At 35.7% G+C, this 24798-nt stretch carries 22 protein-coding genes, 4 pseudogenes and 1 riboswitch; of the genes and pseudogenes, 10 read left to right on the plus strand and 16 right to left on the minus strand.

Annotated elements, in window-relative coordinates; translation table 11 throughout:
• Positions 1-200: 200 nt before the first annotated feature.
• The gene (locus tag NYE61_RS09025) at positions 201-1505 is read right to left on the minus strand and encodes an NCS2 family permease (protein ID WP_095312539.1); all 1305 of its coding nucleotides are present in this window, start codon (positions 1503-1505) and stop codon (positions 201-203) included.
• 198 nt (positions 1506-1703) lie between these two features.
• Positions 1704-1804: riboswitch (purine riboswitch) on the minus strand.
• Between the two features lie 248 nt (positions 1805-2052).
• On the opposite strand from NYE61_RS09025, the gene NYE61_RS09030 reads away from it, so the two are divergent.
• On the plus strand, positions 2053-3297 hold the full coding sequence (locus NYE61_RS09030) for a TraB/GumN family protein (RefSeq protein WP_303447782.1): 1245 nt from the start codon (positions 2053-2055) through the stop codon (positions 3295-3297).
• Between the two features lie 207 nt (positions 3298-3504).
• Here the strand turns inward: NYE61_RS09030 and NYE61_RS09035 are convergent, their stop codons facing one another.
• From NYE61_RS09035 to NYE61_RS09065, 7 genes and pseudogenes are all read right to left on the minus strand, one after another.
• Positions 3505-3957 carry a GNAT family N-acetyltransferase gene (locus tag NYE61_RS09035; protein ID WP_303447783.1) on the minus strand — a complete coding sequence of 151 codons (453 nt, stop codon included), beginning with the start codon at positions 3955-3957 and terminating at the stop codon, positions 3505-3507.
• A 246-nt stretch (positions 3958-4203) separates the two neighbouring features.
• Positions 4204-5007: a type II CAAX endopeptidase family protein gene (locus tag NYE61_RS09040; RefSeq protein ID WP_303447784.1), complete on the minus strand. Its 804-nt coding sequence runs from the start codon at positions 5005-5007 to the stop codon at positions 4204-4206.
• Positions 5008-5191: 184 nt separating this feature from the next.
• Positions 5192-6103, minus strand: coding sequence for a glycine betaine ABC transporter substrate-binding protein (locus NYE61_RS09045; RefSeq protein ID WP_303447785.1), 912 nt, complete (start codon positions 6101-6103; stop codon positions 5192-5194).
• 502 nt (positions 6104-6605) lie between these two features.
• Positions 6606-7424: a radical SAM protein gene (locus NYE61_RS09050; RefSeq protein ID WP_303447786.1), complete on the minus strand. Its 819-nt coding sequence runs from the start codon at positions 7422-7424 to the stop codon at positions 6606-6608.
• Between the two features lie 20 nt (positions 7425-7444).
• Positions 7445-7611 (minus strand): annotated as a pseudogene (locus NYE61_RS09055) (2OG-Fe(II) oxygenase); the annotation flags it as partial.
• A gap of 31 nt (positions 7612-7642) precedes the next feature.
• Complete coding sequence (locus NYE61_RS09060; protein ID WP_303447787.1) at positions 7643-8182, minus strand: methylated-DNA--[protein]-cysteine S-methyltransferase; 540 nt, start codon at positions 8180-8182, stop codon at positions 7643-7645.
• A gap of 3 nt (positions 8183-8185) precedes the next feature.
• Positions 8186-8755, minus strand: a complete 570-nt coding sequence (locus NYE61_RS09065) for a bifunctional transcriptional activator/DNA repair enzyme AdaA (protein WP_303447788.1) — start codon at positions 8753-8755, stop codon at positions 8186-8188.
• Between the two features lie 144 nt (positions 8756-8899).
• Here NYE61_RS09065 and NYE61_RS09070 point away from each other — a divergent pair, with 144 nt between their 5' ends.
• The 3 genes from NYE61_RS09070 to NYE61_RS09080 all read left to right on the plus strand — a co-directional run bounded on the left by NYE61_RS09070 (position 8900) and on the right by NYE61_RS09080 (position 12286).
• On the plus strand, positions 8900-9811 hold the full coding sequence (locus NYE61_RS09070; RefSeq protein ID WP_303447789.1) for a DNA-3-methyladenine glycosylase: 912 nt from the start codon (positions 8900-8902) through the stop codon (positions 9809-9811).
• A gap of 438 nt (positions 9812-10249) precedes the next feature.
• Positions 10250-11425: a CAP domain-containing protein gene (locus tag NYE61_RS09075; protein WP_303447790.1), complete on the plus strand. Its 1176-nt coding sequence runs from the start codon at positions 10250-10252 to the stop codon at positions 11423-11425.
• A 465-nt stretch (positions 11426-11890) separates the two neighbouring features.
• Positions 11891-12286 (plus strand): SRPBCC domain-containing protein, encoded by a 396-nt coding sequence (locus NYE61_RS09080; RefSeq protein WP_251659560.1) that lies wholly within the window; start codon positions 11891-11893, stop codon positions 12284-12286.
• A gap of 297 nt (positions 12287-12583) precedes the next feature.
• Here NYE61_RS09080 and NYE61_RS09085 read toward each other — a convergent pair.
• Positions 12584-12869 (minus strand): annotated as a pseudogene (locus tag NYE61_RS09085) (GNAT family protein); the annotation flags it as partial.
• Between the two features lie 303 nt (positions 12870-13172).
• Between NYE61_RS09085 and NYE61_RS09090 the strand changes: the two are divergent.
• The 5 genes and pseudogenes from NYE61_RS09090 to NYE61_RS09110 all read left to right on the plus strand — a co-directional run.
• Positions 13173-13454: pseudogene (locus NYE61_RS09090) on the plus strand (ATP-binding cassette domain-containing protein); the annotation flags it as partial.
• Positions 13455-13519: 65 nt separating this feature from the next.
• Positions 13520-14254, plus strand: coding sequence for a protein rep (locus NYE61_RS09095; RefSeq protein ID WP_303447792.1), 735 nt, complete (start codon positions 13520-13522; stop codon positions 14252-14254).
• Between the two features lie 179 nt (positions 14255-14433).
• Positions 14434-15420, plus strand: coding sequence for a DUF418 domain-containing protein (locus NYE61_RS09100; RefSeq protein ID WP_339317336.1), 987 nt, complete (start codon positions 14434-14436; stop codon positions 15418-15420).
• A 120-nt stretch (positions 15421-15540) separates the two neighbouring features.
• Entirely contained in the window at positions 15541-16146 is a 606-nt protein-coding gene (locus NYE61_RS09105; RefSeq protein ID WP_303447794.1) for a peptidoglycan-binding domain-containing protein, read from the plus strand.
• 506 nt (positions 16147-16652) lie between these two features.
• Positions 16653-16874, plus strand: a complete 222-nt coding sequence (locus NYE61_RS09110) for a hypothetical protein (protein WP_303447796.1) — start codon at positions 16653-16655, stop codon at positions 16872-16874.
• 193 nt (positions 16875-17067) lie between these two features.
• Here NYE61_RS09110 and NYE61_RS09115 read toward each other — a convergent pair whose 3' ends face one another.
• A complete protein-coding gene (locus tag NYE61_RS09115; protein WP_303447798.1) occupies positions 17068-18087 on the minus strand; it encodes an alpha/beta fold hydrolase in 1020 nt (339 codons plus the stop codon).
• Positions 18088-18221: 134 nt separating this feature from the next.
• Here NYE61_RS09115 and NYE61_RS09120 point away from each other — a divergent pair, with 134 nt between their 5' ends.
• Positions 18222-19130, plus strand: coding sequence for a LysR family transcriptional regulator (locus NYE61_RS09120; RefSeq protein WP_303447800.1), 909 nt, complete (start codon positions 18222-18224; stop codon positions 19128-19130).
• A 175-nt stretch (positions 19131-19305) separates the two neighbouring features.
• Here the strand turns inward: NYE61_RS09120 and NYE61_RS09125 are convergent, their stop codons facing one another.
• The 6 genes and pseudogenes from NYE61_RS09125 to NYE61_RS09150 form a co-directional block, all read right to left on the minus strand.
• Positions 19306-19485 carry a hypothetical protein gene (locus tag NYE61_RS09125; RefSeq protein ID WP_339317339.1) on the minus strand — a complete coding sequence of 60 codons (180 nt, stop codon included), beginning with the start codon at positions 19483-19485 and terminating at the stop codon, positions 19306-19308.
• Positions 19486-20179: 694 nt separating this feature from the next.
• A pseudogene (locus tag NYE61_RS09130) lies at positions 20180-21142 on the minus strand (hypothetical protein); the annotation flags it as partial.
• A gap of 209 nt (positions 21143-21351) precedes the next feature.
• Positions 21352-21699 (minus strand): S-Ena type endospore appendage, encoded by a 348-nt coding sequence (locus NYE61_RS09135; RefSeq protein WP_303447804.1) that lies wholly within the window; start codon positions 21697-21699, stop codon positions 21352-21354.
• A 121-nt stretch (positions 21700-21820) separates the two neighbouring features.
• Positions 21821-22687 carry an S-Ena type endospore appendage gene (locus NYE61_RS09140; protein ID WP_339317342.1) on the minus strand — a complete coding sequence of 289 codons (867 nt, stop codon included), beginning with the start codon at positions 22685-22687 and terminating at the stop codon, positions 21821-21823.
• A gap of 463 nt (positions 22688-23150) precedes the next feature.
• Entirely contained in the window at positions 23151-24425 is a 1275-nt protein-coding gene (locus tag NYE61_RS09145) for a tyrosine-type recombinase/integrase (protein ID WP_339317344.1), read from the minus strand.
• Entirely contained in the window at positions 24418-24618 is a 201-nt protein-coding gene (locus NYE61_RS09150) for a DUF3173 domain-containing protein (RefSeq protein ID WP_303447807.1), read from the minus strand. Before NYE61_RS09150 ends, NYE61_RS09145 begins: the two co-directional genes overlap by 8 nt.
• Between the last annotated feature and the right edge of the window lie 180 nt (positions 24619-24798).

Raw genomic sequence — 24798 nt, forward strand, 5'->3', positions numbered from 1 at the left:
GTAGTCCTTTTTTATGTTTATTTCGTGGTAATAATCCAACGTATTACATATTGATTCAACTTTTTGATGTGAGTAAGTATTCGTGAAAAACTATTTGTGAACATCAGCTTTTTCATTTAAAACATCAGCCATTTCATTGTGACCATCAGTAATTGGATAGATACATAAAAAAAGCCAAGAGAAAAGAAACATTCTCTTGGCTAACTTAAGAAAACAAAATATAGAACAAAGACAACAAATAATCCGTACATGATTGGATGTATTTCTTTCGCCCGCCCTTTTACAATCATTGTGATTGGATAGAAAATAAATCCAATTGCAATTCCTGTTGCAATACTATAGGTTAACGGCATCATGAGTACTGTTAAAAAAGCAGGTACTGCGATCTCAAATTGTTCCCATTCAATATGTTTCAGCGCACTCGCCATCATCACACCGACGATAATTAATGCAGGAGCTGTCACTTCTGCTGTTACAACACTTAATAATGGTGAGAAGAACAAAGCCAATAAGAAGAATCCAGCTGTAACAACCGAGGTGAATCCAGAGCGTCCACCAACAGCAACACCAGACGTTGATTCGACATAAGAAGTTGTTGTAGATGTACCAACAACTGCTCCAACTACAGTTGCAGTCGAATCTGCAAACAATGCTCTTCCTGCACGAGGCAGTTTATTATCTTTCACTAAACCAGCTTGCCTTGCGACTGCTAACAGTGTCCCTGCAGTATCAAAGAAATCAACAAATAAGAACGTTAGAATAACAACGAGCATTTCTAATGTAAAAATTTCACCAAAATGCAAAAACGCTTGACCAAATGTTGGCTCTAGACTTGGAACAGAACTTACAATACTGCCAATTCCGGAAGGTGCAGCGATTAACCCGAAGATCATTCCCACAATTGCCGTTAGAATCATCCCGTAGAAAATCCCAGCCTTTAGACCGAGCGTTAGAAGTATGACAGATACGACAACCCCAAAGATAGCTAATAAAACAGTTGGTGAAGTTAAGTCACCAAGTGCAACTAAAGTGGCTTCATCACTAACAATAATTCCTGAGTTAATAAGCCCAACTAAAGCAATGAATAACCCAATCCCTGCTCCAACTGCTAATTTCATATTTGCAGGAATAGCATTTATAATCAGTTCACGTAAACCTGTTAATGTAAAAATAATAAAGATAATTCCTGATGCTAGAACTCCTGCTAATGCCGTTTGCCAAGGAATACCATAGCCTAATACAACCGTGTATGCAAAAAAGGCGTTTAATCCCATTCCAGGCGCCAATGCAATTGGATACTTCGCAATCACTCCCATAAATAACGAACCAACAGCTGCAGCTATGGCAGTTGCTGCAAAGACAGCCTGTTCATCCATTCCCGCTTCAGCAAGTATTGATGGGTTAACAAAAAGAATATATGCCATCGCTAAAAACGTGGTTAAACCAGCCATAAACTCCGTTCTGTAATTCGTCCGCAGTTCATCAAACTGAAAATACTTTTTCATTCATTGTCCTCCTCAGCTTTTTCGGAAATTAGCAAACTTGGCATTCGCTATGCTTTTAAGCGGATGCCTTAGTAGCACTCATGCAAATTTAAAAGTTTTATACTTTTATGCTTGCCAAAATGCCCTTGATCATTTGACCAAGAGCACTACCCATTAACTATGCAAGAAGGGGTAATACAAGAGATTACATCAATCCCTTGATTACTTTCATCTTTGCGTAGTCAGACCATTTACGGTAGTCTGGTAGAAACTCTGGGCCCTATCCCCGAAATTATACGCTTTTCTTTTAATTCACATCAATAGATTACTAACTCAGTAACGATTTGTCAACAAAATGCGTACATTATTTATGTAAAAATATATTAACGTTCGTTAAATTTTAATCTGATTTATAAAACTAATCATAACCAGAGTTTTTTCATATTATTTTCCTAATCATACCAATTATCATTTATAATCGAGACAGGGATAATATTAGTACAAAACTTCACCATCACTTATTTTCATCCCAATGATAAAAACACAACATACAAGAGGAGCTGTTCTTATGAAACGCCTATTTGCCAACTTACTGATTGTGACGCTTGCACTTGTTATCACGGCATGTCAATCAGAAGAAGCTGTTTCTTTTTCCGATGAACAATTAGAGGAAGGATTACGTGCGGAAGTTGAAAAAACAGACGGAGAGTTATACGAGTCAGATTTCGATGAATTAGTTGAGCTTGACCTTTCTGGTTTAGGTATTCAGGACCTTACTGGAATAGAGTTATTAGATGATTTGAAAGTATTATCATTAGAAGATAATGAAATTAATGATTTCTCTCTTTTAAAGGATTTAGAAAGTCTCGAAGAAGTTAATGTAAGGAGTAATCCAATTGATGAGGAGCAACAAGCACTATTAGATGAATTAACCGAACAAGACGTTGTCGTTCACTTCACGGAAGAAACAGAGGTCGTCGGAAGTCCGGATGGTCCGGGTGGCTTTTTGTGGAAAGTAGAAAATGGTGATACAACCGTTTATCTGCAAGGAACCATTCATGCTGGAACAGAAGACTTCTATCCATTAAACGAAAAAATTGAAGATGCATATCGAGAAGCTGATGTCGTTGTGCCTGAAATTGATATAACCGATTTAAATGTAATGGAGGTACAGCAATTAACAATGGATATTGGCGCCTATCAAGACGGGACCACAATAGAAGATCATATTCCAGAAGATGTGTATTCTGATTTATCTGCGACACTAGATGAACTTGGATTGCCATTACAGATGGTTGAAGGCTTTAAGCCATGGTTCCTATCCTCCACCATTCAACAGCTCATGACGGAACAACTTGGTTTTATGAATGGGGTCGATCAATACTTTTTAGACAGAGCCGCTCAAGATGACAAAGAAATTATTGCCCTCGAAACAGTTGAGGAACAGCTGAGCATTTTTGCTGATACATCGGATGACTATCAAATTCAAATGCTAGAGGAATCATTAGTTGATATCGATGATTATGAGGAAGATATGCTAGAGCTATTCAACCTCTATAAAGAAGGGGATGTCGATGAACTATTAACTGCTTTAACCGAGGAAGAGGCAGAGCCAACAGCTGAAGAACAAGCATTTATGGAAGCATTGAATGATGAACGTAACTATGGAATGGCCGATACAATTACGGAGTTTCTTGAGGAAGATAATGGCGATACATACTTTGTTATTGTCGGTAGCTTGCACTTAATTATGGAGCCTCATGTAGTTTCGATTTTGGAAGAAGAGGGGTATGAGGTGGAGCATGTTTATTGATAATATGGCTCACGAGATACTAGTGAAGTAGTTTGTGTAACTCAATAGAAGTGTACAACAAAGCTGTCTCTTGAAAATGAGACAGCTTTGTTCTCTTTCACTACTCCGGCAATGTAATTATAGTTTACTTTTCGTTTCTTCTCATCTATATTGGTTATGAAATTCTATAAATCAAATCATGCCGTTTGTTCTACGAAAAGGTGTCTTTTAATTTTTCAGAGCAAAAACCACTTCTCCTTCATTTATCTCTCCTGTTTCTTTGAATCCAAATGAAGTATATGGCTGTTTGGCAATGATATTTTCAGGTTCAAAGCTAATATAAATGTCAGACTCAGGATATTGTTGATTAAGTTTCTTTAAGACTATATGAAAGCTCTTTTTTCCAAGTCCTTTTCCTTGATGTTTTACATCAATCATAAATCTAGGAATCCACAAAAGACCATCATCCTCATCTATACCATACATCACAAAACCAACTACCTCATCGTCATGATAGATAGCTTCTGTTATATAGGAAGGGTAGAAACTAGCTTGGGCAATCGAAAAGGCGTTTGAAGCAACAAAATCCTCGAACACAGTAGGTTTATTATCTGGATTTGTTGTTAATTTAGATACCTCTATTAAGTTATCCTTTGTAACAGGTCTTAGTTCAATGGTCATTTACATTTCTCCCCTATCTTTATCAAGCAATTAAAAGTTGCTGTAATCTCCTGAATTTACCTAGACTTGTAATTTAACTTAACATCATTTGTAAAATAAAACTAATATTTCGATAACTTACTTATTCAATATAGCACAATAACCTCTGCTTTTTCTTTTTAAAAGTGGATTTGTTTAAATTATCTCCTGCCGTAAAGTTTTATCCATTTTCCAATCTGTACACGGTTCATTCATAACAAGTTGAATTTACATATATTTTTTGTATAGAATTCCCATTGGGTTTACAACAATTAATATAACTGCGACAACAAAATAGGAAATCATCACATACACCAAAATGTCTAATAAGTCTCCTTTAGTCAGCACCAGAGAAAAATTAAATATTTGGTGCGTAATAATTGGTATCACAAGGTTCTTATTTAGATTGTAGAACAGCGTCACAATAATAGAAAAAGAAATAATACCAATCATAAAAAGTACAATGTACTTGATTAAATCTACTCCGGTATACCCTGAAGCGAACCATAGTGGAGTATGCCAAAATCCCCATAAAACACCTACAATGAGTGCTGATTTCAAGGGAGAGTATTTCTTTTGAAGTTCATTTAATGCATATCCTCTCCAACCTAATTCTTCGCCTAAAGGACCCCTTATTAAAGTATCTATAAATGCAAAAAACAATAGTCCAATTCCTGTAAATGATAATGCTACGTTTTGATTATTGTTTATAATGGAGGGAAGAAATATAGTTACCGCAAGGACTATAACTTGAATAATCACTATAGTGCTAAGAACTGAAAGCTTAAGTTTTGAAGCAAATTGCTCCTTTACAAATTCCTTTAACTTTAACCCCGGATAAATCTTTTTAAATAAAACAACGAATGCAAATGTTGATGACCACGCAGAGATGATTTGCAATATGTTTGTTATGCTCTCAGGTGCACCTAATACAATACTTATACCGATTACCGTAAAAAACACAAAAAATATGACATAACTTGTGATAACAAAACTTATCAATGGGCTTTTTAATGCTTTTTTCTCTTTCATAATAATGCACACCTTTTATAATATGTCGTTAATATAGATTATATTGTTATTTAAACTCAAATTCTTCAGACTAAGGGCTGAAATCCGATGGAACAAAAGGTGTATCATTGTTAACTGTTACCATAAACAACTAAAAAGAGAAACGACAACTAAAAAGTCGTTTCTCCTATAATTATTAAGGCTTTTATTTAGAATTAAGATCTTCAATCGAATCAATATCCATATACTCTGGAACAACAAGGCCAATTTTAGCACCAGTTAAGTTAGGACCCAAATCAACAATGTTATCTTGATTTGCCTCATAAAAATCTTTATGTGTTATCGGTAACCAAGCTCCTAAAGTGGCATCCGCATCTCCTGTTGCAATCGATTCAAACATAATAGCTACATCTAACTCGGTTACAGTTACGCTAAATCCTTTTTGCTCCATTACTTCTTTTAATACACCTGAAGATGCACGTTCTGAATCCCATGGTGTTGAGGCAAGTTCGATTTCTACTCCATCAACATCTTCTACGCCCTCTACCCATTCGGCTACTCTATCTTCATTATCCTCAACCCACTGAACTGCTACTTCTTCTACTGCTTTGCCAGTTTGTTCAGACTCATACATGATTTCTTCCATATCCTCTACATTCCACTCGAATTGATCAATTAGCTTGTAAGCCTCTGGTTTTTCCTCTTCCAGCCCAATTCTTGCCAATGAATTAAGGGTTTCTTCCCCACCATAAATACCTTGAGGATCCTCCAAATACTTCATATCTGGATACTCTGCAAACATCCAGTGCGGATTCCATCCAGTAATTACGATCGGTTCCTCATTCTCAATTGCACCTCTAAGTTCAGTCATCATCGCTCCAGTAGAAGATAATTCTACGTTCCAGCCCTGCAAACTATCGTATTCTTCGATCGCCTTCTCCGTTGTAACAGAGATCCCTGCTCCTGGTTCAATCCCTGTAATGGTATAATCCACTTCTTCACTATAGTCAGCTTCACCATTACTGTCAGCTGCATTTCCATCTGAATTGCCACAAGCTGCAAGCATAAATATAGCCAAAATTCCAAAAATTATTCCTAGATGCTTTACTTTTTTCAATGTTTACTCCTCCTGTAGACTATTCTTCAAATCTCCTTATCAAAAAGCTATTAATCTTTAGCTTTTCATACGTTTATATATTTAGTTTCCTAAAAATGGGCAAAAACTTTTCAAGCATTAAGGAGAGATAAATTTAAGTACAATTAAACATGTTACAGTTCTTTCATAACATTTTCAAACTGCAAATTAAAGCAAATACATGAATAAGATCGGATATAGAACATCATACCGGAAAAATTATTGAAAAATCTTATATTTAATCTTTTTTCCTTTATGATAAGGTAGGAAGTTAGCTTTTTACACGATTGGATAATTTACAACTCAATTAAAGTGATGAAGCGATTGCTACCTGTATACTCGCTTCTGTAATAAGGTATCGAAATACTTGATTTCAGAGAGATTGGGTCATCAGGATTTGTCTTGTCCTGAATGACCCACTTTTCGATTGAGTAACTTTAATTGTTCTTTTAACGTACCACTTTACTTCTTACTCAACCTATAATCAAGGTTCGAAACCTTGTTGACTTAAATAAATCTGGTTTTCAGAGAAAGCATTTTTGAGCCTGTCGTAAACAATCTGAAATGCAGATGGATGATACCATTCCGCCAAACCTAAGGACTCATATAAATTATAAATCCCCATTCTCTTTGTCCTTTTTCCACCACTACCGTCTCCCATAAAATAATCATCCACACAAACACGATCAACCAGTTCTGCTAATTGATGCGGAAATGCTTCACTGCTCGGAAGTACAGGTGCAATCGCGGCCTGTGTCGGTATGCCGGCATCTTTCAATAATCGAAGCGCCTTTAGGCGGGCTGCAATCGGTGGTGCACCTGGTGTAAAATGTTTTCGTATAGACTCAAGATCTGTTTCAATAGTCATACTCACCCGGACCTTATCGCCCATGCGTGTTAATAAATCAATGTCCCTACTGACAAGTGGGCTGCGTGTTTGGACGAGTAAAAAATCAGGGTGGAAGTCGACCAAGGTTTCAAGCAATGAACGTGTCACCTTTTCTTTATATTCGACGGGCTGATAAGGATCTGTGCTTGAAGACATAAAAATCGTCACTTTTCCTTTAGTTTTTGCCTTTTGAAGCTCTTTATATAACAGATTAGCAGTTTCCATTTTAACATCTACCCATGTTCCCCATTCTTCTTTGCGAAACAATGATACTGGCATTTGCCTTACATAACAATAGGAACAGCCAAATGCACAGCCAGTATATGGATTCAATGAGTGGCTATATCCCGAGAGATAACCCGTTCCTTTATTAAGTATCGTCTTTGGATATTTATAAATTATTTGTCTCTTCAAACAAAATCTGCCCCTTTTCTTTACTTTGCATCGTGAAAAATAACGCCTAGTCCATATCTTGTTTCAGAAGTGAATGTACATACCCATACCGCATTTTTGACCGATAGTACCCATTTGTCCCTTTTACCGGGCGATAATTTGTCGTAAAAATAAGTCCCTCTCCTGCTTCAATTGTATGTACCCTACCCGTTCAAGAAACAATGCATTCTTGAATACGTTTAATCATTTGTTTCACAACCGTATTTATGTTTTTCTATTTCCAGTAATTGTTCCTTCATATCTAATCCACCTCTGTAACCAGCCAACTTTCCGCTTTTAGCGATGACACGGTGACAAGGAACCATGATTAGGACAGGGTTCGCGCCAATTGCAGTTCCCACAGCGCGAACCGCGTTTGGCTTTTGCAGTTTTTCCGCAATATCCGTATATGAAACCGTCTGTCCATATGGAACCTCTTGCAATATCTCCCAGACAGCTTGCTGAAATACTGTCCCATGAAGATTCACGGGTAACGTGAATACGTTACGTCGTCCTTCCAAATAATCAATTAGTTCTGTTGCATATGGTTTCAATTTATGCTCATCTTCCAAAAGTACAGAAGAGGGCAGTTGTTTTTTCACCCATGCCGCAAGTTCTTCAAATGGTGTATGCTGTGAACCAACATAGCAAAGCCCCTCTGAAGTTGCTGCAATATACATCTCCCAATGCCCGTGATTGAGTAGCATCCAATATACGATATTACCATTGATCTTCTCCATTTCTTACACCTCCATCCTTGTTTTCTGATACTGTTTAGGGGTTTGACCTGTTTTATTTTTAAATAACGTTATGAAATAGGGCGTATTTGGAAATCCTGCAGCAAATCCAATCTCTGCAACTGATTTATCGGTCGTTTCGAGCTCTCTCATTGCATGTGACATTCGTACTTGCTGAATATATTCGGCAGGTGTCAAACCTGTAATCCTCTTAAACGTACGTTGTAAATGATAAGGGCTTCCATGACACACGTCTGCTAATATCTCTAATGTTATGGCTTCATGATAATTTCCTTCGATATACTCTTTCATTTGGATTATCCATTCTTCATCCGGCAAGCGTATGCCACCTGGTTTGCACCGTTTACAAGGCCGAAATCCCGCTGATATTGCTTCATCCGCGTTATTGAAAATAAGGACGTTTTCTTTTTTGGGATCTCTCGAATTACAAGAAGGTCGGCAACAAATCCCTGTCGACTTAACTGCGTAAATAAAAATATTATCATAGGATTTGTCATTATTCATAATCGCTTGCCATCGTTCATTAGTCAGTTGCATCGCTTGATTATCTATCATGGAATCACCTCTTTCTACTTCACATTATACTCGGCTGCTTTTTGTTATAAAAGGATATCACAATGTATGAGCAAGAAAACAAAATTTTTATTTGTAAAAATATGATACAACTAGTTATATGGGAAATAGGAAGGAGCATTCTGAATGATCGTTAATCAAAGTGATAATTTTGTTATAAAGGCTCCAACAGAATTCAGCTTTAAAGAAAATATGCGTTATATCGGGCGGTCTCCAAATGAGTGTATGTTTGAAATCCAAGATAATAAGATTATAAGGTTGATTCCTGCCTTAGATGAAACTCTTTTGGTCGAAATCAGTGAAAACTCGGATGGAAATCTTCTGGTTCGCTTTTTAGAAAAAACTTATCCGATAAGTAAAAAAATACGTGAAGAAGTGCAATTGTATATAAGAGATTGGTTTGATTTGGATACTGACTTAAAGCCTTTTTATGAAATGGCTAAAAATGATTTGCTGCTTCAAAAGTCTATTGTTGAATTTTATGGATTACGCAACATAGGAATCCCAGATTTATTTGAAGCAATAGCTTGGGGGATTCTTGGACAGCAAATTAATTTGACATACGCGTATACGTTAAAAAGGCGACTTGTAGAAACATTTGGAAGCCAGGTTGAATGGAAGGGTCATCAATATTGGATTTTTCCTAAAGCGAAAGACATTGCTAAGCTTACAGTTGAAGATCTAGCACCATTAAAAATGACGGTAAAAAAATGTGAATACCTTATCGGGGTAGCTAAGCTTATCGCAGTAGGAAGTCTGTCTAAATCACTTATAATGGGTACTGGTGACTTTAAAGAAGCAGAAAAAATGCTCGTCAATATTCGTGGTATCGGTCCATGGACTGCAAACTATGTGTTAATGCGTTGTCTCCGATTTCCGAACGCATTCCCGATTGCAGATGTAGGGCTGCATAATGCAATTAAACATGTAACAGGTGCAAAAGAGAAACCAACGAAAGAAGAAATAATGAAACTAGCTGCACCTTGGAAAGGGTGGGAATCCTACGCAACTTTTTATTTATGGCGACTCTTGTATTGAAAATTTACCACATAGGAGAACGCAATCTTTGTTTTAAACCTTTGCAGCTTAAATTACATGCAGAATTAAAAATTACCTACAAGAACATCACGTATTATCCATTGCAGCAAACAAATTTCAGACTAATTTTGCTATAAAATATAACCAAGGGAATAAATTGAAAATTATATTTTCAACATAATAGAATCTAGTATATCTAAATTTGGATATACTGGATTCTATATTTATTTCATCATTCATTCAGTTAAGTTTGAAATCTTATTTCCTCAGCATAACGCAAAATTCGATAAGTTTTTTATATGAGGTTGCCCTAGAGTTAACTTTATGTTGTAAAATTAAAGATATTAAATACTAAGGAGGAATTGACTATAATAATAAAAATAAGATAGTATTTATAATTGTTTCCTGAACAGGATTGCTTCTTGATATAACGAAACAATGCCAAAGAAAAAGGTTGGGATAAATATTTTAAAGCGATTGTTTTTTATGCTGTTAATCATATTATTAGCTTTTTGGACAAAACCGTTTTGGGAGGATTCCATTCGTGGATATGTTCCTAAATCCGTTAGTGATGCTTTTCAATCTGTAAAGGAATTTACCACCCAAGCGATAGATAATGACATTGAATTTGGCTTCGATTTTGACAAAATAAAAGATGAAGCAACATCTTTTTACTCTTCTATTGTCGGTTCTGTACAAGTACATGAACCAGAACACGAACAAGTTGATAAACCTGAACTGACAACGCCAGATGAGCAATCCTTTTCTGTCGGAAATGTGGAGCTGGGTGATACAAAAAAATCGGTTGAAGAGATGTATGGAGAACCTATGCGTGAGAGTGAGAATGAGTATGGTGTAGATTGGTCCACCTACCATGAAAACTACCAAAATTTTATGATGGTAGCGTATGATGAACAAGAAGTTGTTCGTGGATTATTTACAAATCAAGACTTACTTTCTTCACAGTTTAATATTGTCTTAGGTGATACAAAAGCTACTGTGAACGAAACGTTAGGTGAACCAGAAGAATTGATTCGCAATGGCTGGTTTAATTATCAAGTAAACAGTGATGGGGAATACAATGTTTACCAAATAGATAGAAACTATGTAACGATATTTTACGATATTCATGAAGGTGATGAGGTTACAGCTATTCAAATAATTGATCAGGACTTAGAAGCTGCGAAAGATACCCTTTACACTCCTGGTAGTGACGCATTAAAAGAAGGATTTGAATATCAATTATTCGACTTAACCAATGCTACTCGTGTAAATCACGGCCTACCTGTACTAGAGTGGAACGAAGCTGTAAGAGAGACCGCAAGAAAACACAGTACCGATATGGCTGATAATCAATATTTCAGTCATACGAATTTACAAGGTCAGTCTCCTTTTGACCGAATGAAAGAAGATGAGGTTGCTTTTACAAGTGCTGGAGAAAATCTAGCTTACGGGCAATTTAGCAGTGTTTTCGCTCACCAAGGCTTAATGAATTCACTAGGGCATCGTGAGAATATCGTACACAATGGCTTTACCGAATTAGGAATTGGTGTAGACTTTAATAAAGAAAATCAACCATTCTATACGGAGAAGTTTCTTAGTAATCAATGGTAATATTAATCCCTTAATTTCTATTTTAAACGCCTTCCATAATGGAAGGCGTTTTTTTCTTATTCCTATATTGATGATATTTAAACGAACTAATCATATCTTTTAATACCAAAGTAAAAAGGAATTACTTGCACATCTAAATTTAAACATGCTTTCCAAAAATTTTATTATAATCGTTCCCTGAAAAGCTTGCCAGGTAAAACTTATGCATAAATTTTATCCAGTGCCTATCCCATACGACAGTTATTACATTCTCTTTATATAAATAACAATAAGCGGGGGTTGATCCTAATCGCACAAAAAAGATTAATTCATTTTAGAAATCAGCTACAAGTATCAAAATTACAACTACTTAATGTATAATTTCTATTTTGGATTTTTTTAAAGGGTTATCGAAAAATAGTGTGGAAAGAAATTAAGAGTACAATCCAGTATGTGTTAATATTAATGGCAAAGGAGGCTTATTAGATGAATAGTGATACTAGCTCCATATTAATTGATGCAGATCGAGAAAAAGTTTGGGATGCTATTACAAATGACGAGAAATTTTCAGTGTGGTACGCTCCGGGTTCTAAATGGTCAATTCCGAAACTGGAAGTGGGAGAAAAAGCGGCGTTCACTCTGATGCCAAGTAAACACAACAATCTTAAAGATGGCGAAAGCATTCCAATGAGCTTTGAAATTAAAGAAGTGATTCCGAATCAGGTATTCTCATTTTCCTCAAAGGAAGATGACATCTTTTTTTCCTATAAATTAAGCATTCAGTCAGGGAAAACCCAAGTAACTTTAAACATGGAGGGCTTTGATCATTCTCTGGAAAATTTAAAAGCGTTTGTTGAAGGAAAGGAACTTCCATATTCTTAACAGCTGGTCCATTTTTGTAACTTATTTTGGGTTCAGCCCTGAACGTCTGATTTTAAGTAAACAACTATTCTTTTGAAACTGCCGCATTTTCTAACGGAAGAATGCGGCTTTTCGTTGTCATAAGCTGTAAGGTCAGACTTCACTGCCTTCTATAAAGAATGTCTATCAGAGACAATGGAATTATACGAGATATCAAAGGATTTATTGCTATCAAAAGGATTATATATTAGAGATCCATGCCTACCTAACATTGAGCAAATTAACTTTGTAGAAAAGCAAGGTTTTTTATGGGACATTTCAGGTAAAAAAAGACCCTATAGTTGAAGTACAATACTTCACAATATCATATCTAAAAAACAAGAGTTGCATTTCAACCCTTGTTCCTACTTCCCGTAAAATCCCCATACGAATTGAATCATAATAATTACCTTCGTAGTAGCGAACTTTCCTAATACAAGCTTCCATTTTCAACTAATTTTTCCCCTACACGAATCATACGTTCATTTCCAGACCAAGTAGTTAAACCATCTCTAACAAGAGGTAAGATGTTAAAAATATGTTCAACTCAAAGCTCCAGGGTACGAATTCGAAACCTTGAAATCTTTTCCATCCTGCTTCTATGGTACCTGCCATTTCGATTTCAAAAAACCCTTCCTTTGTTAAGCTTGTTTTCATTAATTAGCATAAGTCTTGTTTATCGTCAACGATAGTATGCGTGGTTTTTCCATGTTTATTACCTTTTCATACTTGTTATTATCATCTGATTTATTCTATCTTAACAGGAATTATAAAAAAACGTATTTAAGGATTTTGTAAGGTTCATGTGATTGTAGTTTAAGGATGGAGGGATACAGTAAAGACAACATACGAAAGAGGTGAAGGAATAATGGAATCTTTATTACAGGTGAAAAATGTTGAGAAAGTCTTTGGAAAAGGAACGAATACGTTTAAAGCACTGGAGGACATTTCCTTTGCGATAGATCATGATGAATTTGTAGGAATCATGGGACCATCCGGTGCTGGAAAGTCAACATTACTTCATGTACTAGCGACAATTGATACCCCTTCTAAAGGTGATATTTATATAGAAAATGATAATATTGCAAAAATGAAAGGGAATCAGCTTGCTGACTTTCGCAGCGTCCATCTCGGATTTATATTTCAAGAACCGTGCTGTTGAAGAAATTAACAAACGAACACATTAGCTTAACGATAAACCAGAAAGGAATATGCATGGATAAGAATAGAATTATCATGTTTGCGAGTGATGAAAAGCCGAAAAAAAGGAAACAGCATAAGCTCAATTCTTGTCAGACGATTTGTTCCTGGTTTAAAGCAAGAAGGGATGCTTTAGCACTGGCAATTCAAATGGAATATATCAAACAGAAGTATCAAAAGAAGTTCATTTTTCTTACGTTGATAGCTCCTCACGTGTTAGCTGATGAATTGGAAAATGAAGTTGAATTGCATAGTAAAGCTTGTGAAAAACTAATGGAACAGAAAGAGGTTAAAAAGAAGATAAAGGGTTATGTGAGTAAATTGGAAGTCATCTACAATAAAGACCGTGATGATTATCAACCACGTATCCATGTGCTAATTGTCGTCAATAAAAGTTATTTTACAGATAAGAATTATTATATAACATATGATCGTTGGCTTGAATTATGGAAACAAGGGGCGGACAGCTCTCATAACAAACAAGTTGATGTTCTCAAAGTGAGAGAGGATAGCGATAAAAAGATGTCTGAGCTCACCATATCTTCGGTAAAAGACGATCACCTTGTTAATGAACAAGTGTTTGAGGTTTTTTATCAAGCATTGAAAGGTAAACGGTTAATTGTACAGACAGGACTTTTTAAAGAATCTATGAATCTATGGAAAAATGGGAAACTAGATAAATATAAAGAAAGAGATTCAACAGAATATGTCAATGTGCTTTTATACAACTGGGGAAAACGAAACAATTAATATTTCCATACTATTATTCGGTAAATTGTTGTAAGGAAAATCGATGTTGGTTTCCGTGTTTTCCGTCATCATAGCTTTATCAATAGGAAAGGTCATACCGTTGCCGCGCCTTTGGATTTACTCTAGCTTCTGACCCGAGCACAATGATTTAGCTTTATCAATAAGTAAAGGATGAGTTTATGATGAAACAACGTATTGATACTTTAGATTTCTTGCGAGGTTTTGCTCTATTAGGCATAATATTCGCCAATATCACACTAATAATATTACCTTCCTCCGTTCAATCAAACTATTTTTGGAGCCAAATCTTAAATTATGCGGTACACGAGCGATTTTTTATTATCTTTTCTTTTTTATTTGGAATTGGTTTCTATATTTTCATGACACGAGCAGTAAATCGCGGTGATAAAAGTACAGCCTTGTTTATAAAAAGATTGATCGTATTATCCATTTTTGGATTGATCCATCAATTCTTCCAATTAGGAGAAGCTTTGCTCCCCTATGCGCTTTTCGGATTCATCCTTATTCCTTTTTACAGGATTAAACCGAAGATTAACTTTATTATCACTGTCATACTATTAATCCTTGCCGTACTTCTTGGCGGAAGTTATTTTATGATCTTACCTATGTTTCTACTGGGTTTATGCATGGGGCAATGGGGCGTTTTTGAAAATATTACAGCACATCAAAAAGCATTTCGTATCGTGCAAATTTCATCTCTTTGTCTCTTGCCTGCAGTACTTTTTATTCAATATTTATTAATGGAGGAAAATGGACAAATCGATCTAGCTGGTGCAATTTCTGCGCCCGTTGTAAGTGCGTTCTATGTGACTACTTTAACACTATTGCTCCGGCACGATATGATTCAAAAGTTATTAACACCTCTTAAGTATATTGGAAGAATGGCGTTAACGAACTATCTCGTTCAAACCGCTCTGATTTTAACAGCTAGTAGCCTATTCGATTTAAAAGGTCATGTGCATCAAACAACATTAATGAACATTGCCTTCATAATTTTAATAATCCAAATGATATACAGCACCATTTGGTTTCAATATTTCAAGATCGGTCCCATGGAATTTATATGGAAAATAGCAACGTACGGTAAGCTGCCCGAACGTTATAAAACGAATGCTAATCATTCAAAGTTACTCCAGGAAAGGTAATGAATCAGATTAGGAGGTGATCTCAATGTAAAAAAACAGAGAGGTTTATAAGAAGGCGTTTTATGCATCCCTAAAAGGAGTATCTGAATAACAACCAAATTATTTAAGGAGTGAATGATGTTGAAGAAGAAATGGTTATTGGCAGTTCCCGCAGTTGCGGTTGCGCTTGTAGGTTCACCTGATTTTAATCAAACAGTAGATGCAGCTCCGGAAAATGAATCGGTTCAACAAGCAGAATCAGAAATACCAGCAGGATATGAAACAATATTAAATTGGCCACCTGAACAACAGCCCATCGTCAAACAGGGAAGCCAAGGAAGTTTTGAAGTTGAATTTATTCAAGTGATGTTAAATCACTTTGGATTTGAAACAGAAGTTGATGGGATTTTTGATTCTCACACAGACCAACAGGTTCGCGGGTTGCAAGCTGAGAATGGGTTAGCCCAAGACGGGATTGTCGGTGTTAATACATGGACTGTATTACTTGAAGAATATCAAGCAGAGTTGTTTACAGTAGAATCGGCGGTTGCTTATGCAGAGGCTGCCCTTGATAATGACGATTTAGTGTTTAGCAGCAATGGTGTACTTTATGAGGACTCAGATGGAAGATTATTTTATTCATTAAAAGCACGAAGTCAGGATTATATTGATAATGGAGGTACTGGAACGATCGGATTCTATGATGTGTATCAAAATGGAGATGTTGTAGAATCAAAACCAAGATAGACACAAAAAGGATCACTTGATGGAACCAGTTTAGCAAGACGGATAACTTATGGCATTTAAAAAATCAGCATCTAAAGTAATAAAGGGTTCCGTTTTGAGGTGCATTTTAGTTCAATGACACGCTAAATGGCATACGAATCGACGTATGCCATTTTATTGTTATATCAAGATATAGACCATATATTATGTTGTTTTGACACTCCAATATTCAATGTTTTTCAACCTGTACAATAGATATTGTACGATGAAATTTAGTTGTCAATTGACGTATCAAAATCAAAAAGTAAATCGCGATAACCATGCATAAAAACCTTCGCGATTTACTAAAGGTTTTAGTAAATGTAAGAGCCGTACGCTCTCTTACTTACACGGTTTAGTTTATACTCCCGATTGTGATGATAGAAACTAATCCTATCAAAAATGGATCTCTTTGGTAAAATATTCGTATAACCTCTCCCTTCCCCAAATCCTATCATATTTAATATTTCTGAAGGGTAGGATTTTATATGACAGAAAAAAAACTTAAAATTATTGCACCAATTCTCATACTCATTGCAGGAATTATTCTACTATTACCAGTTCCGTTGAATAGTTTTATCGCTTTGGCTATTGCTAGTTTATTAGTTTCCTTAGTTGGGTTAACTTACAGGAAAAACCCTTTAAGCAATTTACTAATCGCTTTAGGGGTTATTTTAATTATTGTATTTTTCTTTTTATTGGTCGTATAAATCCGAATAAAGAAAATAACAGCTTGATATTAGTGTCCTTCTGTAATCAGATATTTGAAAGAAGCAGGGTTTAAAGGATTAGTTACTAGTCCTTTACCTTGTTTTTTTATGCAACAACAGCCCGAATAGTTATAGAAAAAATGGCAAAAAGCTTTCTAGCTGCTTTGCTATATTTCAGGAATGACATTTTCCTCTATCTGTTTGTACTAAGTGCCAACAATCTTTTCAGGTTGTCATCAATAAATTTATTATCAACACTGTTAATTCCGCGACCGGCAAAATGGCCCCAGATAGATTCGATATGATTAAAAACAGCATTAGGTATAAGCTTAGCCTCGTATTCGTTTTCGTCTGCAGTACAGAAGAGATCCGTACTCCCTGGCATGACGCAGGCTAGCGCTTTAATGTTTTTAAGCGCCTCATCGAAATCTCCATTATAGATAGGATTTGCACTAATATCTGCATTTTGGCCTGTCCATAACATGGCGAGGACATTGTGCGGATCCATCTTCATAAAGCTGTCTTCCCAGACGCCAGCCACAAAATGTTCTAATGAGTCAAATCCCATATCACGATAAAGTTCCGCTCTGTAATACGCCTGCGATAAACCCCATCCCGCATAGACACGACCAACGGTTCGCATGTCCGCAGAAGTCAACTGGTTTAATTTACTTGAATCGAAACCAACTGCAGCCATGAGCGCAGCTTTCATCCCGTCCAGGACCACATACGCTTGCGGCCAAGTCTTTGCACCTCCACAGAAAGGTGCAATTCGTTCCACCATGTCGGGGTAACTTGCCCCCCATTGGAATGATTGAATGCCTCCCATTGACCATCCAACTACGAGGGCAATCTTTTGAATGCCGAATTTTTCGGTCACCAGCCGATATTGGAATTTAACATTGTCATAGATGGTTACCTGCGGAAAATTAGCCTTGTCGAATGGAGAAGGCGTGTTACTAGGAGACGAAGATAATCCGTTTCCCAGCAGATTTGGAACAATAATGAAATATTTCTGTGGATCTAGTGCCATTCCGTTTCCAATCAGCCATTCATTCTGAACATGTTGGTCTCCAAAAGCAGTTGGGTAGATAATGACATTATCTTTCTTTTCATTCAATTTCCCATGAGTCTTATAAGCAAGAAAAGCGTTCGGTAGTGTCGCTCCTGATTGTAAGGTAACGTCACCCAAATCAAAAATTTCGTAATCCATTGTATTGTTGCTCCTTTCAAATTGAAATCCAAAATGTATTTCTTGTTGTTAGTATAAACCTGTGGTAGTCTCAAGAAAAGTGAATAAAATTCAAAGTAGTATTCAATAATATTGAAATCGAAGGGTGAAACATGATGGAATTGCGTCAACTTATTACGTTCCGAACGGTTGCATCAACTTTAAATTTCAGTCGTGCTGCGGAAGTGCTAAACTACGTCCCTTCCAACGTCACAATGCAAATAAAAGCACTGGAGGAAGAGCTTGGTGTTCGTCTCTTTGACCGTTTGGGCAAGCAGCTCGTTCTCACAACTGCGGGTAAACGCTTTTTAAATCATGTCCAAAGCGTTCTAGACAAATTGGACGAAGCTCGTAGTGCCATTCATGATAATGAAAATCCAAGCGGCACCATAACGATTAGTGCGAATGAGGTTCTTTGCGCTTATCGGCTTCCAGTTGTCTTCCAGCTATTTCGTTCGCGCTATCCAGGAGTTCGTCTTATCTTCCGTTCTGTTCCAAATCAGGAACTTAAGCAAACGCTCTTTGAGGGAACCGCAGATATCGTCTTTATGCTGGACGAAACCATTCTCTCAACGGCGCTTACAGTGGAACCGTTACTGGAAGAAACTTTCCGCTTGTTCGTCGCTCCTGATCATCCACTTGCGAAACAACCAGTACTGCAGCAGGAAGATTTTCACGGAGAAGTATTACTGGTTAATGAAAAGGGCTGTCCCTATCGAACCATGTTTGATCGGTCATTTGAGAAAAAAGGCATTGATGATATTACTTATTTAGAGTTTCAAAATGCCGAAGCCATTAAACAATGTGCAATTTCTGGAATCGGTATTGCCTTTCTTCCGGAAATCACAGTGGAAGCAGAAGTTGAACGGGGTGATCTTGTTGCTCTTCCATGGCAAATTCCGGACTTGCATGTATATACACATATGGCATGGCATAAAGACAAGTGGCTTTCACCAATCATATTATCTTTCATAGAAGCAGTAAGGGAAGTTATAGCTATAAAGGAGGAGAATAAAACAATTTAGCCTATTCAGCGATATTTTCCTAACTAGTAAGGCATCTTACTGTGATAACTAAGATGCCTTACTTATGCTCCTTTAAAATCTCAAAAGGTATATTATAAGGGTAAAAAGCACCCAATTAATTTGGGTGCCTCCTTACATCTATGTTTACACTTTCAAATTAGATAAATCTATTCTATTAATTTTCGTTAGTTTCCGCTAGTTCATAAGAATCATCAATAAATTTCTCCAATTCCTCATCATCCATTTTATTTGAATTGCTACCTCTTTGAGTATTATTAATATTATTACGGAAATTGACAATCATTTCTGGGTTCTCTCTCGTCATATTGACCAGATATTGCTTTTCCGTTAGCATATGTTCGTTAATTTAAACTCTTCGAATCTCTTTTTTAGACGCAAATTCCTCATTATTCGGGCGGTTTTGGTGTATAACACTATCTTCTTCTCTATGTCTTTGCTGCCTCCAAAGGCTAACAACTTAGGCTTCTTCTATAACATTAATATAAATAATTTATTGGATATAGAGATATTTGAACAAGTAAGAAACATTACAAAACAATTGATTACTTATACTTTGTATACACTATGGATTGCTATAATCTTTCATAGCTTTATCGTGACAATTAGAAATATAATTCTTATTTACAAGTTTATTTTGGTGGTATATAAAGGTTGAATATCTGGCCCTCCCTCAAAGGGCTCTTTATTTAAAAAACAGAAAAATCTTTTGATATAATACATCGAATTTTGAACGTATAATTTGAAAAAAATAATCCCTACCATATTATTTTTGGCAGGGAACTATATTATTTTATACCAATTTTAAATTAGCATATAACGCACATCAATAAAATTTTTGTGGGCAATAAATACCTTAACTTTCCCTAGAATCAACACTAAACTGATTATTTAAGATAGTTATTTCGAAATTATATTAAACACTCATTTTCCTAAAAAGTCCTGTTATTTAACGGGGCTTTTTGCAAAATTATTAACTTAAAATAACACAAATGATAGCAGTGCATATGGAGTATTTCTTAAATATATAATTAACCACCTAAAGCTCTCACACGCGCAGCCAATTGGTCAAGGGCTTCTTGAACAGTTGTTGGAATTGGTAGGTTGTAATCCGCAGGTATAGTAGGTGTATAGGCGAGACCAAAAGCATCATCCACCCTAATTAATGAAGTATTCGTTCCTACAAGAGTTACTCGAGACCGAATAGGAATCGAGTCTACTGTGGCTCTGACCCTAGTAATTACATTATTAACACCATTTACAATTAGTCTCCCGGAATTAGGAAAAGGATTGAAAATATTCTCGGTAATAGCAAAACTGGTTAAGTTCAAAGGATCGATAGGTATATGTCCGGATTGAACATTAATAACGACATTTCCATTTATTCCGCCACCAACTAAATTCACTTGAGCATCTGTAGTTGCTTGTGAATTAATAGTGATATTTCCACTTGAAACGAATGAAGCGAACATAACCATGTTAATTCCATTTTGAGTGTAACCACTAGATAGCATAGAATCTCGAATATTGACTTGATTAACAGAAGTAGTTAAAGCTGTAAAGGTTGGTGAAGGAGTAAAGTTAACACTAACAAAGAATAGTTTACCACTAAAACTACTAGCAGTTACAAAGTTAAAATCTAACGGGGCAGTTAACAAAGTCAAATCCACAAATCCAGATCGGTTATCATTTTGAAATCCTGTTTCAAACCATGACGGATCATTAATATCGAATGGTATCGATAACCTAGTTAATAACGTACTCGTTCCAATCAATTGAACATTTGCTTTTAAATGAATTAATGGTTCTGTATAGTTACCTGGTCCAATTGAAATAGCATACCGCTTCGTTGGAGAAGCATCTGTAATAAATGCCATTGCCGCAGTGACTGTTAAGAATGGCTTACATTCACTACCGTCAGCAGTCGTATCATTACCTGCTTTATTTACATAAACAATCTGCGTTGCTGTAGGAGGCGGTTCTACACAAAAAGGTACTTGCGGACATTTGCAGCAGCCTGAAGAGAGTTGTGCCATAGTAAAATTACACCACTTTCAAATGAATTTTATATATTTTATGCCCTTTTGGAATGTTTGTCTGTGTTCTATCTTAAAATGGGAAACTGTGGATTATAATATGACTAGTAAACTTAGTTATATCATTAACTAAACTTTTTACTAAAAAATGATATATTACATAAATCCTAAAATTTGTAGTTTAGAGAGAAAGAAACTGTCACAGGTGATATAATACCAGTGGTCCCTGTCCCTGGAGTTGCTTGAACCGATATGGTATTTATGTTGTTTACAGTGACGGATTCACATTCACCTGGGGCAACTACAACTGCCGTTGCAACCCCATTAACTATGAGGGTAGCTGAGGGTCCATTTGTAGGTCCATTATTTTCTACAACAATTGTTCCATTGATTATAAAAGTGGTAGTATCTGTATAGATTAATTGAGCTGCGCCTTCAGTCGTTAATTGAACATTACAACACACCGAATCATTTACACAACATGTTTGTGCTCGGCAATTTCCTAATTTAGCCATTGTTTTACCTCCTGTTATGTTATTTCCTTTACCTTAACCATAGTACGTCTGATTTGACTTTACTGTTTGGACAGATCCCCCCTTTAGAAGTAAAAGAAATATACAAAATATAGATGATGTTTTAACCTACTCTAGGTTTGCAAAGCTCTCCTTCTAAAACAGTGGTAATATCCACTTCACTTTGTATACTTTGACAAACATTGATAATAACCTCAATCCAAGCTCCTGAACCATTTTCCTGTATAATTGCTAAGCAATCAACAGCACTAATTTCACATTTGATCCTTGTTCCTTCCGGGGCGCATAAAAATAATTGTTCTTTGAACTTAAAGGGCACTAATATTTTGCATAATTGGCCATTTCTCTTAAATTCAACTGCTAAACACCCCTTTTTACGTAAAATGACTCTTTGCAAGGTAACAAAGTGACCATTTGAGATTAATAATTTTTCATTTTTTCTACCGTTGTCTTGGGGAATTTCAACACATTCAATCGCATCAGGCGAGAAAGCATCGAATCTGTTTCCGTATGGGTCTGTCAAGTAACAATCTAAGCTATCTACCGGATTAGGAAGGGAAATTTCCTCCAATTTTTGATGAATACTTAAGGAATAATTACCTTTACAAGCCCCTTCACCACTAGGACACCTCACTTCTAAGGAACGTAATGATTCAACGGTTACGGACCTTGTTCCTCCTTTGTCAACATAAAACGAAAAACTACCATTTACAAATACATCAAGCACATCCCCACATCCCTCCTCAAAGGAAACGGAGATTGTTCCAGCATCTGGTGTATTGTTACTATCGGCTACCCATAGACTTGTAATATCAGAAGAGCAATCTAATGTGAAATCATTGTAGACTTCGTCTGTAATCACACAGCATTCTACAAGACTTACGCAACTATGAATTTTTGCTTCATTTGTAATCCAATCATATACTTTCATTACATTAATACAATGATGTTGGGTTATATTGTTCATCATCCGAAACGCTTCCTTTTTATTTATTCATTCCTATTGTATGCAATCTTAAATGGTAGGTAATAAACTAATGTCTATATATCAGCACTAATAATTACTTTAGGGTTTATTCTTATAACGGAAAATTCTTTTATTAGGAGTGGGTAGTTTGTGTAATTACCAACTAAGCAAGTCAAGTGTAAAATTCCATTATTTGATGGTAATTTACAAAATTCATTTATAATTATACACTTTCGATTTTATTCCCGAATTCTCTTACTCGTTTATGCGCTAAAATGTTCCCTACCAAAATTTGATACAAAAACAAAATTCCCTACCAAATTTTATTTTTGGTAGGGTTTTTGGTAGGGAACTATTTCATTTTTAACTTATTTTCTCCATATTAGACTAGGATAAATGCCGATATATAGGCGTTCTCTCTTCAAATCAAGTTAGCTCTTTACTCCCACTCAATTGTAGCAAGCCATTAAGAATCGTTGCTATTACAGCTTTCATTTTGGTTATTTTCACTTATGGCAGGGTTTTGGCAGGGAATCAAATCCCCTTTAACATTTTGATTACCATTAAAGTTAATCATAGTTTTTTTGGCAGGGACAAATTTAACATTCCCTGTCATTTGTTTAGCAATTGGTTCATCATTCCTACTCCACAAGTGCGCATAATGTTTCAATGTTATTTCAGGTGAACTATGTCCTAACCTTTTTGAAACAACAAGGATATCGGCATTAAACTCATTAATTAAGTAACTAACGTGAGAATGCCTTAAACCCTTGGCTTGTATCTTAGGAACCTTTGCAACTTTAGCATATCTTTCTATAATTCTTGGAATCGTTGACCTGTAAACAGGTAAACCTGTATAACTTAATATGAAATCTTCTATTCCATGATCTGATTGAACCCGTTTCCATTTTTTTAATATACTCAAACTATCATCATCTAAAGCTATTGTTCGCATTCCATCTTCTGTTTTAGTATATGGCTTTCTCTTATAGTCTTTTTGTGATTTCATTTGTAAAGTATGATGAACTCGTAACTTCTTTTTCTTGAAATCGACATCATTCCAATAGAGCGCTAACCCTTCACTTACACGAACTCCTGTCATATAATATAACCAAATAGCGATAAAACACATATGCTCATAAAAATTATGCGTATAAATTACCGAAATAACCTTTTCGAATTCCTCTTTTGTCCAATAAGCAACAAGACTTTTACCTTTAGGGATTGATTTTGTTTTCTTTGAAATATTTTTATCCAAAAACTGCAAATTTACAGCATAATCCATAGCTTGTCTAAAAGCTCCATAGACCAATGCGGCATAATTTTGTGAGTACCCACTTTCTTTTAAAAGCCAAGTTCTATAGGATTCGCAATCTAATACATCAAACTCCCTAAGTTCTTTATCGAAAAATCTATCTCGAATTTCCGATAAAACATGTCTTCTAGTTTCCCATGTACTTTCTTCTACATTGGATTGATAGTATGGTAAATAATAGGAGTTCATAAAATCGCCAAAGGTAAGTCTATAATTAGCATAACCATTCTGCATATGGTATTCATTTTTTATTCTAGTCGCTTCCTTATTAGCCTCTCTTGCTGAAGTAAACCTTTTACCATTGCTGTCTTTTCTGCTTTTCTTTTGAATTCTTTTACCAGTAACCTTATCAACACCAAGTTCAATATTGTAAAAGAATCCTCCCTTTCCATCTTGATATACTCCTGAATATTTTGTTTTAGCCACTCATATCGCCTTCAAACGAAACGCCAATAATATTTTCAACAGCATGACATGGTACTCTTCCCAACCTTTTATTATTATAATATGGATAACCTTGTTGAACCATATAATACTTAGCTTGTCTAATAATATCAACTGCTTGATATGGTAGAAAACCCATGTCTTGCAATTCTTTCTTTGAAATGGTTTTATTCATTTGTTATACTCCTCATTTTTTTTAATAATGAACATAAAAAAAGAACAGATTTTTTCATCTGCTCTTTCACAAAGTAAAGCATTTAATTCAGAACATTATTCTTCTTTCCAAAATACGCCTGTCGTGATACTCTCATTAAACTAGATTTGTATGTTTATGCAATACTTTTTATACAACAAT

The sequence above is a fragment of the Oceanobacillus sp. FSL W7-1304 genome (assembly GCF_037969805.1).
GTDB classification, from domain to species: Bacteria; Bacillota; Bacilli; order Bacillales; family Amphibacillaceae; genus Oceanobacillus; species Oceanobacillus profundus.